Consider the following 12,944-nt stretch of genomic DNA (forward strand, 5'->3'; position numbering starts at 1 on the left):
GATGACGATAGGCACACCGCAATGACGACAGCGAGACGGACGCGAAGCGGGGGGCGCCGAAGCGAACGCGCCGACGCGATCGACCGCGGGGTCAGATGGGTCCGATGGTCCGACGGGTCGGACTCAGTGGCCGCGCGTCCCGATCGCTGCCTCCGCCAGCGCCGGCAGCACGTCCTTGAGCTTCTCCCGCGCGCGCACCAGGCGCGCCTTCACCGTGCCCGAGGGGCAGGCCATGATCCGCGCGATCTCCTCGCAGGATTCGCCCTGGCAGTAGGCCAGCTCCACCGTCGTGCGCTGCTCCAGCGACAAGGCGGCGAGCCCGTGACGCACCCAGTCGCGCAGCTCGCGGTCGGGGCCGTCGTCGAAGAACGGCTCCGCCTCGGCGAGTTCCGCCTCCGGCACCGCCGAGGCATTGATCTCCTGACCGACCTCGCGATCCCGCAGCGACTTGAGCATGCAGCGATACGCGATGCCATGGGCCCAGGTCGTCACCCGCGAGTCGCCGCGGAAGTTGGCGGCGCTTTTCCAGACCACCCACAGCGCGTCGTTGACCGCCTCGTCCACCACATGCGGGCGCGAGCAGCAGCGCTGGATGAAGCGCGTCAGGCGCGGCTGGAAATAGCGGTACAGCTGCTCGAACGCCGCGCGGTCCCCGGCGCCGGCCGCCTGCAGCCAGGCCCCGAGCAGGCCTTCCATGTCCTCGTCCCTCATGGCGCCACCTCGAAGGCCAGGACCTGCGTCACCTGCTGCGGCGAGAAGTTGTCGTCGGCCACCATCACCAGCGTGCGCCGGCCGTCGGACCGCACCGGTCCCCAGGCCATGCCTTCGAGGTTGTCGATCGGTCCCCGCGCGCCGGCGGCCTGCAGGTCGAGGATCAGCCGCTTGCGCATCGGCACGAACTCCGCGCCGCGCAGCGAGGCCACGGCCGAGACGTCGGTGGCGCCATCGACGCGGGCCTCGTACAGCCGCACGCGGAACTTGAAGACCCGCTCGGCGACTTCCCGGCCCGAGCGCTCCAGCACCAGCAGCGTGCCGGCCGGCGTGACCAGCACATCGCTGACGCCGTTGTCGGACCGGCGCTGGCCGCCGGTCGGCGCCTCCGGGACCGGCTCGACCGGATAGGCGTACTGCCCCAGCACCCGGCCCTGCCGGTCCAGGTGGGTGAAGCGGGTCAATGCGCCCGCCTGGCGCGTCGGCGGCTCGCCGTCCTCGATCAACGGCGCCTCCATGCTGGCCCACACGGAGCCATCCTCGGCCAGCGCCAGGCCTTCCAGGCTGAGGTTGTCCCTGGCCCCGCGCGGCTCGTCGGGATGCACGCGCAGGCGCTCGGGCAGCGGCAGCTCGCCGGCGAAGCGGCCGCCCCGCTCCGACCAGCGGATGAAGGGCTGCAGGCCGCGCGGGCGGTCGCCCTCGCTGGACCAGAGCAGGCGCCCGGTCCGCGGGTCCAGGCGCAGGGCCTCGGGATCGGGGCTGTCGGGCGGCGGCTCGCCGGGCCGCGTCGGTGCGCGGACATTCGGATATGGCTGGCCGTCGCGCTGCAACAGTGGGGTGAGGCCGGTCACGCGCAACTCCTCCAGGCCCTGCGCGTTCCAGCGGATCCTGGCGGTGTAGAAGCGCGCGGGTGCGTGCTCCGACCGGTCGTCGCTGAGCAGGTACCAGGTGTCCTCGACGGGGTCGTAGTCGAGGCCGGAGATGCCGCCGAGATGGCGCAGCAGCGGATCGGTCGCCACGCGCGGAATGACGGTCTCGCCGATGAGCCGCAGGCGCATGGGCGGCTGCGCCCAGGCTGTCGTCCCCGGCGCACCTGCCGCGCCAACCGCCGCGCCGTCCGCCGCAACGCGTGCCGACGCGCGCGCATCGACCGGCGAGGTCACCGGCGCGCAGCCGCCCAGCAGGAGCGCGACCCCGGTCACGGCCCCGACGAGGATCGCCGCGCCGCCGGGGCGGGTCACCGGGGAGCGCTTCACAGCTCCATCCTCACCCACAGCACCACCGTGCGCGGCGCGCCGATGAAGTAGCGCCCGATGCTGGAGGGGCTCGTCATCAGCTCGGGCGCGACGCCGGAGAGGTAGTGCTTGTTGGTGATGTTCTCCAGGTTCAGGCCGAGGGTCAGGTGATCCCACTGGTACGACCCACTCGCGCCGAGCAGCGTGTACGCCGGCATGCGCTCGTCGACGCCGCTGTTGGCCACGCGCGGGTTGGCGTAGTAGCCGGCCTGGCTGGACACGTGGCGCAGATTGGCGCCGAGCCGCCAGGCATCGCCCGGCCGCCAGGTGGCTTCCAGGAAGAGGTTGCGCGGCGCGATGCCGACCAGGTCCGCGCCGTCGCGGATGAAGCCCTTGGCCGGATAACCCTGCGCGTCGACGTCGCCCAGCGCGTAGCGCGCCTTCTGGTAGGTGAAGGCGCCATACAGGCGCCAGGCCGCGCCCACGCGCGCGTTGCCGCTCAGCTCGATGCCATCGATGCGGCGGCCCTGGTCCACGTTCTCCGACTGCAGCGTGCCGGCGATGTCCGCGGCCACCGTCTCCTTCGAGCGGATCGAGAAGCCCTGCACGCTCAGCGCGTAGCCGTCGCCCTTGTGGCGCAGGCCCAGGTCGAAGGCCTTGGCGGTGTCCATGTCCTGCGGCCGCAGCGCCACCGCCATCGTGGTGGCCGCGCCGCCCTCGAGCGTCGCGTCGGTCATCGTGGCCGCGTTCTTGGCGTAGCCCGCGAACAGCTCGGTGTTCGCGCCCAGCGGCACCAGCGCGCCCAGCTTGGGCAGCACGCCGGAGTTCACCCGCGCCTGGTTGACGAAGTCCAGCTTGCCGGTGCGCGAGTCCTGGATCGGCGCGCGGTAGTCGACCCGGTTGTCGAGGTAGGTGACGCCGTAGTCCAGCTTGAGCCGGCCATCCAGCAGGCTGCTGCGATTGGCCAGGTAGACCATGGTGGAGCGGTTCTTCCAGTGCTTGTCCTCGCTGATCGCGACCGGCGTGTCGGCAAGGGCCGGCCCGGCGGCCTCGTCGAGGACCGGATACCAGCGCCGCACCTGGCCGCGGTCGTAGCTCTCGTACCAGGCGCCGGCACGCCAGTCGAGCAGGTCGCCATGCCGCGCGCCCACTTCCACCAAGGCGCCGTTGCGCGAGAGGTCGTAGTCATTGCCGCGGAAGTACAGGCTGCGGGCCGAGCCATCGAGCCCCGGATAGCCGCCGTTGCCCAGGCCCGTCTCCTTGCCGGTCCCGTCCTGCCCGTGGTGATAGGCCTTGGCCGAGACCTTCAGGCCGCCCAGCGTGGTGTTCAGGCTGAGGTAGCTCAACCGGTCCTCGCGCGGGTTGCCCTTGAGGCCGCGGTAGTTGCGGTCGACGCCGGGCACGCCGGTCCACTGGTCCGTGTAGCCGTCCTGCTTCGGATCGGTCTGGAACTGCCTGAGCGTGACGATGTTGCTGGCGCTCGTCTCCTTGCGCTCGTTGAAGCTCGAATACAGCTTCAGCGTGGTGTCCTGGCCCAGGCGCCACGCCAGCTTCAGGTCGGCATGGTCGCGGGTGTCGTGGCCGGAGGGATCGTCGACGTAGGAGACCTGCCACTGCTGCCGAGACACGCTCAGGTAGGCGGTGAGCCCGGGCGCCAGTTCGCCGCTGTCCACGCGGGCATAGAGCCGGCCGAGCTCGGCGCTACCCGTGGCGGCTTCCACGCGCAGGCCGAAGGCACGGCCGGGATCCTGCGTCAGGTAGTCGATGTGGCCGGCCAGCGCCTGGTGGGACGGCGCGCCGACGATGCCGGCCGACTGCGACACATCGATCGCCGCCAGGTTGCTGCTGTCGAAGAAGCGCGTCGGCACCGAGCCGCCGCCCAGCGTCGTGCGGCCGTTGGGAATGCCGTCGATCGAGAAGCCGATGCTGTCCTTGCCGAAGCCGCGCATGCTGATCGTGCTCTCGAAGCCGTCGCCGCCGAAGGCGTTGGACGATCCGACCTGGATGCCGGACACGCGCTCCAGCAGCTTGTCGGCCGAGACGCCGGTCGGGTAGTGCTCCAGGTCGGCCGCGGTGATCTTCACGTTGGCGCGCGACTGGCGCAGGCCGATGGATTCGCCAGTCACCGTCACCTGGCCCAGCGACTGCGAGCGGGCGGGCACCGCTGCGGGCGAAGGCGCGGTGTCGCCGGCGGCTTCGCTGGCGGGCCGGGCCGGCGCGGGGGCCTCCTGGGCCAGGACCGGAGCGTGGGCGGCGACAAGCAGGGCCGCCAGGGGCAGCGGCGCGAAGGGGAGGCGGGCGAGAGAGCGCATGGTGGAGGAGCTTTCAGCGGAAGGACCGGAACGGGGTGGAGGGGTACTGCGCGGATCGGGCCGGATGATCATTCACTGGTACGTACCACGTCAATCTCGTCACAGCATGTTTTCCGCATAACTTCGGGTTTTCCTTCGGAAGCAACAGCTGTCACAGCCTCGTAAAACCGCCATGCGATGCGCCCTGGTACCAACCCCTGTTGACCATCTGGTACGTACCATGAGAGCATTGACGGACATGAGCAAACGACCCGCCGAGGCCTCCGCGCCCCCTCCCCGCTACCGCCAGGTCGCCGACGCGCTGCGCGCCGCCATCGACGACGGCCGCCTCGCCGACAACGAGGCCCTGCCCTCCGAGCGCGAGCTCACCGAGCAGCACCAGGTCAGCCGCGACACCATCCGCAAGGCGGTGCGGCTGCTGGAGGACCACGGGCTGGTCTACAGCGACCACGGCCGCGGCACCTTCGTCGCGCCGGCGCTGGTGCGCCGCATGTCGCGCTACATCGACGGGTTCTCCGAGGACACGCGCCAGCGCGGCGGCCTGCCCAGCCAGCGCATCCTCAACCTCGAGTTCAGCCCGGCCACCATGGCCATCGCCCAACTGCTGCAGCTCGAGTCCGGCCACCCGCTCACCCGCGTGCGGCGCGTGCGCCTGACCAACGGCGTGCCGGTCGGCCTGCACGACGCCTACTTCCCGCTGCCGCCGGGCGTGAAGCTCGAGCTGCAGGAGGTGGAACGCGCCCGCTCGCTGTACCAGCTGCTGATGGAACGCGCCGGCTTCGCGCCGGTGGAAGCAGTGGAGAACCTGTTCGCCGCCAGCGCCGACGCGGAGGAAGCGCGACTGCTCGGCGTGCCGGAAGGCGCGCCGCTGCTGGTCTGCGAGCGCATCACGCTTTCCGAGCGGCGCGAGCCGATCGAGTACTGCCTCATGAAATACGTGTCCAGCTACCGGTACAGCGCGCGGATCACGCAGTCCAGCCGGCTCGCCTGAGCGCCGGCCGCCCCCTCCCGGCACCGCCGTCGATGCGCCCCGCCCTCCGCTTCCTCCTGCGTCAGCTCCTGTGGCTGCTGGCGGCCGTGGCCGTGCTCTACGGCCTGAAGGCCGCGGGCGAGCGGCTGCTGCCGCGCGCCCAGGCCGGCCATGCGGTGCGCGCCGTGCTCTTCATCAACGGCACGCTGGGCGACAAGTCCTTCTTCGACGGCGCGGCCAAGGGCATGCGCGAGGCGGCGCGGCAGTTGCCGGTCACCGTCAAGATCGTGGAGGGCGGCACCGACCCGACGCGCTGGCTGCCGGCCCTGACCGCGCTGGCCGACAGCGGCGACTACGACCTGATCGTCACCGGCACCTACACGATGGCGCCTTATGTCGAGCAGTTGGCGCGGGCTTATCCGGAACGTCGCTTCGTGCTCTACGACGCCGCCGTGGACGCCGGCCGCTGCGCCTGCCGCAACGTGCGCTCGCTGCTGTTCCGCCAGAACGAGGGCGCCTATCTGGCCGGTTGGCTGGCGGCGCGGCTCGACCGGGCCGGCCTGCCGGGCGTCGCGCCCGGCGGCGGCCTGGGGGTGATGGGCGGCATGCAGTTCCCCGTCGTCGACGACTTCATCGTGGGCTTTCGCGCCGGCGCCAAGGCCGCGGATCCGGACCTGCCGGTGGCGACCCAGTACGCCAACTCCTTCTCCGATCCGGCGCTGGGCAAGGAGATCGCCAAGACGCTGTTCGGCCGCGGCGCCGGCATCGTGTTCCATGTGGCGGGCGCCAGCGGCCAGGGCGTCAACGAGGCCGCGCTGGAGACCGGCCGCTACGCCATCGGCGTGGACGTGGACCAGTACGCCCTCTACCGCCCGCGCCAGCCGGCGCTGGCGGCGCGCATCCTCACCTCGGTGGTCAAGAACGTCGACGTCGCGGTGCTGGAGGCACTGCGCGCGTCCTTGCGGGAGCCCGCGGCACCGGGCGGCGTCGTGTCGCTGGGCCTGGCGGAGCGCGGCGTGAGCCTCGCGCCCCGCGCCGGCCTGCTGGCGCAGTGGCCGCCCGCGCTCTGGCAGGAACTCGAGCAGGTGCGCGCGGAGATCGTCGCCGGCCAGCGCCGCGTGCCGAGCGCGTTCTCGGCGAGGACGCCCGGATGAGCGCCGCGATGAACACGCCGTTGAACATCGCAGCGAGTGCCGCAACGAGCCCCACAACGAGCGCCGCGATGAACACCGCGATGAGCGCCTCTTCTGGCACCCCGCCCGGCAGCGCGCCGATCGGCGCCGCCCCGCCCGGACGGCTGTCGCTGCACGGCGTCTCCAAGCGCTACCCGACCGGCACGCTGGCGGTGGACCAGGTCAGCCTGTCCATCGCGCCGGGCGAGGTGCATGCGATCGTCGGCGAGAACGGCGCCGGCAAGTCCACCGTCATGAAGATGCTCTACGGGCTGGAGCAGCCCAGCGCCGGGGAGATCCGCCTGGACGGCGAGCCGGTGCGCTGGCGCACGCCGCGCGAGGCGATCGCCGCCGGCATGGGCCTGGTGCCGCAGCATGTGACGCTGGTGCCCTCCTTCACCGTCGCCGAGAACGTCGTGCTCGGCCAGGAGCCGCGCCGCGGTCCGCTGCTCGACACCCGCGTCGCGATCGAGCGGGTCGCCGAGACGGCGCGCCGCTTCGGCCTGCCGCTGGATCCGCGCACGCAGGTGTCGCGGCTCTCGCTGGGCGAGCAGCAGGCGGTGGGGCTGCTCAAGGCGTTGCACCAGGGTGCCCGCATCCTGATGCTGGACGAGCCGACGGCGGTGCTGGCGCCCCAGCAGGCCGCGGCCTTGATGGCCGCGCTGCGGCGCTACGCCGACGACGGCCTGGCGGTGATCCTGATCACGCACCGGATCGCGGAGATCCGCGAGGTCTCGGACCGCTTCACCGTGCTGCGCGGCGGCCGCGTGGCCGGCAGCGCCGCGACGCGGGACGTCGGCGAGGCGGAGATCGCCGCGATGGTGGTGGGACGCGCCGTCGCGCCGCGGCGGTCGCGGCCGTCGCCGGCGCAGGAGCGCCGCACGCCGGTGCTCAGCATGTGCGCGGTCGCGGCCACGGACGCCGGCGGCCGCCAGACCTTGGAAGACCTGACGCTGGAGATCGCCGGCGGCGAGATCCTCGGCATCGCCGGCGTGGAAGGCAACGGGCAGGGACTGCTCGCCGACGTGCTGGCCGGCCTGGTGCGCGCGGAGCGCGGGCAGGTCTCGGTCGACGGCGTCCCGCTGCGCGGCCAGGGCGACGCCGGCATCCGCGCGGCGCGGGCGGCGGGCGTCGCGGCGCTGCCGGAAGACCGGCTGCACGACGGCGTCGCGCCGGACATGAGCATCACCGAGAACGCGATCGCCAACCGGCATGCCGGGCCACCCGTGGTCCGGCGCGGCATGCCCGGCTGGTTCGGCGCGATGGATCTGGGAGGGGCGGCGCGCGAAACCGCCCGCCTGCTGCGCGACTTCGGCGTCGTGGCCGCGTCGCCCGAGGTCCCGATCCGCTCGCTGTCGGGCGGCAACATGCAGAAGGTCGTGCTGGCCCGCGAGATCGCCCTGGCCCCGCGCCTGCTCGTCGCGAGCCAGCCGACGCGCGGCGTCGACATCGGCGCCTGCGAGTCGCTGCACGAGCGCCTGGGCGCGCTGCGGGACAGCGGCGCGGCCGTGCTGCTGATCTCGGCCGACCTGGACGAACTGCTGGCGCTGTCCGATCGCATCGCGGTGATGTCGCACGGCCGCCTGGTCGGGCATTTCGCGGCCGCCGAGGTCGACGCACGGCGGCTCGGCCTCTACATGACCGGCGTGTGCCACGACGCGGCCGCCCGCGCCGACCTGGACGCGCCCTTCACGCCCGCCGAGCCCTTCGTACCCTCTGCGCCCTCCGCATCCGTCACGCCTTCCGCACGCTCGGCGCCCTCCGCGCCCGCCGCCCCCTTCACGCCCTTCGCCCCCGACGAGGAACGCCAGCCGTGACGTCCGCCGCCCCTCCCGCGCCCCGGGCCTCGCGCCGCGCCGGCCTCAGCTCCCTGCTCCGGCGCGCCGGTGCCGGCATCGGCACGCTGCCGCTGTCGCTGGCCGCGGCGCTGCTGGTCGGCTTCGCACTGACCGCGCTGGTCAGCGACGAACCGCTGCGCGCCTGGCTGGCGCTGCTCACCGGCCCGCTGCCGGAGTTCCACTTCGGCGCGCACGGCTGGGAGCTGCGGCGCGTGGTGCTCTTCGGCGCCGCGATCGAGGACGCCATCACGCTGGCGCTGCTGGGCCTGGCGATCGCGCTGCCCTTCCGCGCCCGGCAGTTCACGCTCGGCGCGGACGGGCAGATGTTCCTCGGCGCGCTGGCCGCCGTGGCCACCAGCCTGGCGCTGGCCGCCTGGCCCGCGGTGGTCGTGCTGCCGGCCTCGCTGCTGGCGGCGATGCTCGTGGGCGGCGCCTGGGGGCTGCTGCCCGGATGGATGCGGGTGCGCCATGGCGCCAGCGAAATCGTCACCTCGCTGATGCTCAACTTGGTCGCGGTGCAGCTGTTCCGGCTGATCCTCAGCGAGTGGATGAGCGATCCCGGCGCGGGTTTCATCGCCACGCCGCTGCTGCCGCCGGCCGCATCGCTGGGCGCGCTGATCCCCGGCACGCATGTGAGCGCGATGCTGATCGCGGTGCCGCTGCTGGCCTGGGCCGCGCAGGCGATGCTGGACCGGACCAGTGCCGGTTATGCGCTGCGCGCCGTCGGCCAGGCGCCGGACTTCGCGCGGCGCATGGGGCTGCCGGTGGCGCGCACGGTGATGCTCTCGACCGCGCTGGGCGGGCTGTTCGCGGGACTGGCGGGGCTGCATGTCAGCCATGCGCTGCTCGGGCGGCTGCCGGTGGACCTGCCCGCCGGCCTCGGTTACGAGGGCCTGGTGGTGGCGCTGCTGGCGCGCAACCAGCCGCGCGCGATCCCGATGGCGGCGCTGCTCTACGCCTACCTGCGGGCCGGCGGGCAGGCGATGGAGCGCGGCACCGACGTCCCGCGCGAGATGGTGCTGGTGATCCAGGCGCTGATCATCCTGTTCGTCGTCTCCGAGCGCCTGTGGCCGCGGCTGGCCGAGGGCCTCGCGCGCTGGCGCGCGCGGCGTGGCGAGCGCCGGCCGGAGCGCCTCGCCGCCGAAGAGGCCGATGGTGGCGCCGGTGCAGCTCGTGCTCCTGGCGCCGCTGGTGTCGCTGGCGTCGTTGGTGCCAACAGCGCCGTCGGAAACGACGACGTCGGCCGCGCCCTGCCCGCCCCGGGAGCCGCCACATGACCGACACCTGGACCCTCGTCGCCGCCGGGCTGGTCGTCGCGCTGCTGCGCGCCACCACGCCCATCCTCTTCGCGGCGCTCGGCGCGCTGGTGTCGGACCTGGCCGGCTGCGTCAACGTGGCGCTGGAGGGCCTGATGCTGGTCGCCGCGTTTTTCGGCGTCATGGGTGCGGTGCAGGCCGCCGAGCTCTGGCCGGCGCTGCCGGTGTGGGCCCATGCGCTGATCGGCGGCGGCGCCGCGCTGCTGGCGGCGCTCGCGCTCGCGCTGTTGCTGGCGGTCTTCCATCTCGAGTTCGGCGCCGACCTGATCGTCGCCGGCATCGCCATGAACCTGCTGGCCGCCGGGCTGACCGTGTTCCTGATGGCCAGCTGGGTCGGCGACAAGGGCTCCACCGCCACGCTCGTCAGCCCCGCGCTGCCCGCGCTGCGGGTGCCCGGCCTGGCGGGCTGGCCGGCGCTGGACCTGCTGGTCAACGGCGAAGGCGGCCGCGGCCATCCCCTGCCGCTGCTGCTGGCGCCGCTGGCGGTGGCGGCGGTGTGGCTGCTGCTGCAGCGCACCCCCTGGGGCCGCTGGCTGCGGGCCACCGGCGAGAACCCGGCCGCCGCGCTCGCCGCCGGCATTCCGGTCAAGCGCATGCAGTACCTGGCGCTGCTGGCCAGCGGCGCGCTGGCCGGGCTGGGCGGCGTCTACCTCAGCATGGGCTACGTGACCCTGTTCCAGGCGGACATGAGCGCCGGTCGCGGCTTCCTGGCGCTGGCGGCCGTCTTCCTCGGCGCCCGCGCGCTGGCGGGGACCACCGCGGCGGCGCTGCTGTTCGGCGCCAGCGCGGTGCTGGCCACCCAGCTCGGCGCGCTGGCCTGGCGGCCCCAGCTGCCGCAGATGCTGCCGCCCATCGTCACCCTGCTCGCCATGGCCGTGGCCGGCGCGCGCCGCGCGCGGCGGCCCAGGCCCGCCACGCCCGAAATTTCCCAGAGACCTTGAAGGACCTTCCCAGGATGAACCAAGAGCAACTGCGCGAGCGCATCCAGGCGTCGCTGACGCTGGCCGGCATGGGCGACGCGCTCGGCGCGCCGACCGAGCAATGGAGCATCGACGAGATCGCGGCCCACTTCGGCGGACTGGTCACGCGTTTCGAGACCCCCACGCCCGACACCTTCGCCGGCGTGAATGGCGGCCTGCGGGCCGAGGTCACCGACGACGCGAGCCAGATGTACTACCTGGCCCGCGCGCTGGTGGCCGCCGAGGGCCGGCTGGACCAGGCCGGCTGGGTCGAATGCCTGCTGGACTGGGTGCGCACCAGCCCGAAGGCCGGCTTCATGGGCCCCAGCACCGCGGGCATCGTCAAGGCGCTGCAGGAGGGCACGGACCTGGCCAGCGTCGGCGTGATCGGACAGTCGCGCCGCAAGCTCACCGGCATGGGCACGACCAACGGCGCGGCGATGCGGGTCGCGCCGGCCGGCCTGATCCACCCCGGCGACCTGGCCGCCGCCTGCGAGCAGGCCTTCGTCACCTGCATGCCCTCGCACGACACCGGCGTCGCGATCTCGGCGGCGTGCTCGATCGCCGCCGCCGTCTCGCGCGCGCTGGTCACGCCGCCGTCGCCCGACGCGCTGGGCGAGGTGCTGGCCGCCGCGGTGGAAGGCGCGACCCGCGGCGAGGCGATTGCGCGCGAACGCGCCCGCGACGTCGCCGGCCCCCGTTACCTGGCGCGGCTGGAGGCGGCGCTGGCGATCGCCGCCCAGGCGCCGGACGACCGCAGCTTCATGTCGCGGATGGAAGGGCTGGTGGGCAACTCGGTGCTGGCGGCGGAGTCCGTGCCCGCGGCCGTGGGCATCGTGGCCTACACCGGCGGCGATCCGATGCGGACCATCGCCCTCGGCGCCTCGATCGGCAACGACACCGATTCCATCGCGACCATGGCCGGCGCGATCGCCGGCGCCTGGCGCGGACTGGCCGGCGTGCCGGCGGCGATGCGCGCCGAGTTCGAGACCGCCAACCGCGCCGACTTCGACCTGGACGCGATCGCGGCCGGGCTGGGCGGGCTGGCCTGGCGCCACTGGCAGGAGCGCGGCCATGGCTGAGCGCCGTCGCTGGGACCTGCTGGCCTTTGGCGATCCCTGCATGGACCTGAGCCTGGACGTCGACCAGTGGCCCGAGGCGGGCGGCAAGGTGATGGCGCGCGCGGCGGGCCATTCGGCGGGCGGCACCACGGCCAACGCGGCCTGTGCGCTGTCGCGGCTGGGCGGCCGCGCGGCCGTGTTCGGCCGCATCGGCGCCGACCTGTTCGGCGAGCAGCTGCGGCGCTCGCTGCGCGACGACGGCGTGGATGTGGAACACCTGCAGGTCGTGGCCGGCGTGGCGTCGGGCCTGGCCCTCTCCCTGCTGCCGCCGGGCGGCGACCGCGGCCTGGTGGTCGCGCCGATGGCCGCCGCGCCGCCGCCCTTCCCCGTGCAGCGCCTGCACGACGCGCTGCTGCAGTCGCGCGTGCTCTACGCCATGCCGCGCGACCTGGCGGAGCTGACGCGCATCAGCCAATTGGCGCGGCGCACCGGCACGCGGGTGGCGCTCGACCTCGAACCCTCGGTGGTCGGCGACGCGCGGGCGCTGGCGCAGCAGTTGCCGCTGGCCGACCTGGTGTTCTTCAACGAGGCCGGCTTCCGGGCCGGCACCGGCGAGGCGCCCTCGGCCGACGGGCTCCGCCGCCTGCTCGACCAGGGGCCGTCCTGCGTCGTCGTCACGCTGGGCGCTCAGGGCGCGATGGCGGCCGACCGCGACGGCGTGGTGCGGCAGGCCGCGTTCGACGTGCCGGTGCGCGATACCACCGGCGCCGGCGACGCCTTCAATGCCGCCTTCGTGCTCGCCCGGCTCGAGGGCCAGTCGCTGGCGGCCAGCCTGCGCTTCGCGTGCGCGGTCAGCAGCTTCGTGATCGCGGAGGTCGGCGCCCGCGCCGGCCTGCCCTCGCGGGCGGCGGTCGACGCGCGGCTCGGGTGACTCACAAGACCCTCACCCCAACCCTCTCCCGCAAGCGGGAGAGGGGGCAAGACCCTCACCCCTGCCCTCTCCCGCAAGCGGGAGAGGGAGTCCTCTGCCCTCCCGCAAGCGTGAGAGGGAGTTCGAAGCGCCGCGCGGCGCAGTCACCCCCTCGCCCCCTTCGGGGGAGAGGGAGGGGTGAGGGGGCTCGTGCCACCGCGCTGGTCTCCCACCAGCGTGAGAGGTAGTTCCTCCGCCCTCCCGCCAGCGGGAAAGGGAGTTCAAAGCGCCACGCGGCGCAGTCGCCCCTCGCCCCCTTCGGGGGAGAGGGAGGGGTGAGGGGGCTCGCGCCACCGCGCAGCTCTCCCGCAAGCGCGCCGACGCTGCCCATCCGAGCGCCACTTCGCCTCCCCGCTCCGCGCTGCGCATCCGTCGCCGACCCGACGCGGCCTTGACCTAG

General features: G+C 73.6%; 10 protein-coding genes. 7 read left to right on the plus strand and 3 right to left on the minus strand.

What is annotated here, in order from left to right; all coding sequences use genetic code 11:
* Positions 1–123: 123 nt before the first annotated feature.
* Genes ACTJKJ_RS21650 through ACTJKJ_RS21660 form a run of 3 tightly spaced genes read right to left on the minus strand, consistent with a single transcriptional unit; the run spans position 124 to position 4,258 of the window.
* A complete protein-coding gene (locus ACTJKJ_RS21650) occupies positions 124–711 on the minus strand; it encodes an RNA polymerase sigma factor (protein ID WP_440821958.1) in 588 nt (195 codons plus the stop codon).
* Positions 708–1,967, minus strand: coding sequence for an esterase-like activity of phytase family protein (locus tag ACTJKJ_RS21655; protein ID WP_440821960.1), 1,260 nt, complete (start codon positions 1,965–1,967; stop codon positions 708–710). The genes ACTJKJ_RS21650 and ACTJKJ_RS21655 overlap by 4 nt, the downstream gene beginning before the upstream one ends.
* The gene (locus tag ACTJKJ_RS21660) at positions 1,964–4,258 is read right to left on the minus strand and encodes a TonB-dependent receptor (protein ID WP_440821962.1); all 2,295 of its coding nucleotides are present in this window, start codon (positions 4,256–4,258) and stop codon (positions 1,964–1,966) included. The genes ACTJKJ_RS21655 and ACTJKJ_RS21660 overlap by 4 nt, the downstream gene beginning before the upstream one ends.
* 238 nt (positions 4,259–4,496) lie before the next feature.
* Here ACTJKJ_RS21660 and ACTJKJ_RS21665 point away from each other — a divergent pair, with 238 nt between their 5' ends.
* The 7 genes from ACTJKJ_RS21665 to ACTJKJ_RS21695 all read left to right on the plus strand — a co-directional run bounded on the left by ACTJKJ_RS21665 (position 4,497) and on the right by ACTJKJ_RS21695 (position 12,505).
* Positions 4,497–5,249: a GntR family transcriptional regulator gene (locus tag ACTJKJ_RS21665; protein ID WP_091733484.1), complete on the plus strand. Its 753-nt coding sequence runs from the start codon at positions 4,497–4,499 to the stop codon at positions 5,247–5,249.
* Positions 5,250–5,281: 32 nt separating this feature from the next.
* Positions 5,282–6,382, plus strand: coding sequence for a BMP family lipoprotein (locus ACTJKJ_RS21670; RefSeq protein ID WP_440821964.1), 1,101 nt, complete (start codon positions 5,282–5,284; stop codon positions 6,380–6,382).
* 80 nt (positions 6,383–6,462) lie between these two features.
* On the plus strand, positions 6,463–8,217 hold the full coding sequence (locus ACTJKJ_RS21675; protein WP_440821966.1) for an ABC transporter ATP-binding protein: 1,755 nt from the start codon (positions 6,463–6,465) through the stop codon (positions 8,215–8,217).
* Positions 8,214–9,515, plus strand: coding sequence for an ABC transporter permease (locus tag ACTJKJ_RS21680; protein ID WP_440821968.1), 1,302 nt, complete (start codon positions 8,214–8,216; stop codon positions 9,513–9,515). The genes ACTJKJ_RS21675 and ACTJKJ_RS21680 overlap by 4 nt, the downstream gene beginning before the upstream one ends.
* Positions 9,512–10,495 carry an ABC transporter permease gene (locus ACTJKJ_RS21685; protein ID WP_440821970.1) on the plus strand — a complete coding sequence of 328 codons (984 nt, stop codon included), beginning with the start codon at positions 9,512–9,514 and terminating at the stop codon, positions 10,493–10,495. The genes ACTJKJ_RS21680 and ACTJKJ_RS21685 overlap by 4 nt, the downstream gene beginning before the upstream one ends.
* Before the next feature lie 14 nt (positions 10,496–10,509).
* Complete coding sequence (locus ACTJKJ_RS21690) at positions 10,510–11,595, plus strand: ADP-ribosylglycohydrolase family protein (RefSeq protein ID WP_440821972.1); 1,086 nt, start codon at positions 10,510–10,512, stop codon at positions 11,593–11,595.
* Positions 11,588–12,505, plus strand: coding sequence for a carbohydrate kinase family protein (locus tag ACTJKJ_RS21695; RefSeq protein ID WP_440821974.1), 918 nt, complete (start codon positions 11,588–11,590; stop codon positions 12,503–12,505). Before ACTJKJ_RS21690 ends, ACTJKJ_RS21695 begins: the two co-directional genes overlap by 8 nt.
* The last annotated feature ends 439 nt before the right edge of the window (positions 12,506–12,944 follow it).

The sequence above is a fragment of the Roseateles sp. 22389 genome (assembly GCF_052044995.1).
Classification (GTDB): domain Bacteria; phylum Pseudomonadota; class Gammaproteobacteria; order Burkholderiales; family Burkholderiaceae_C; genus Roseateles.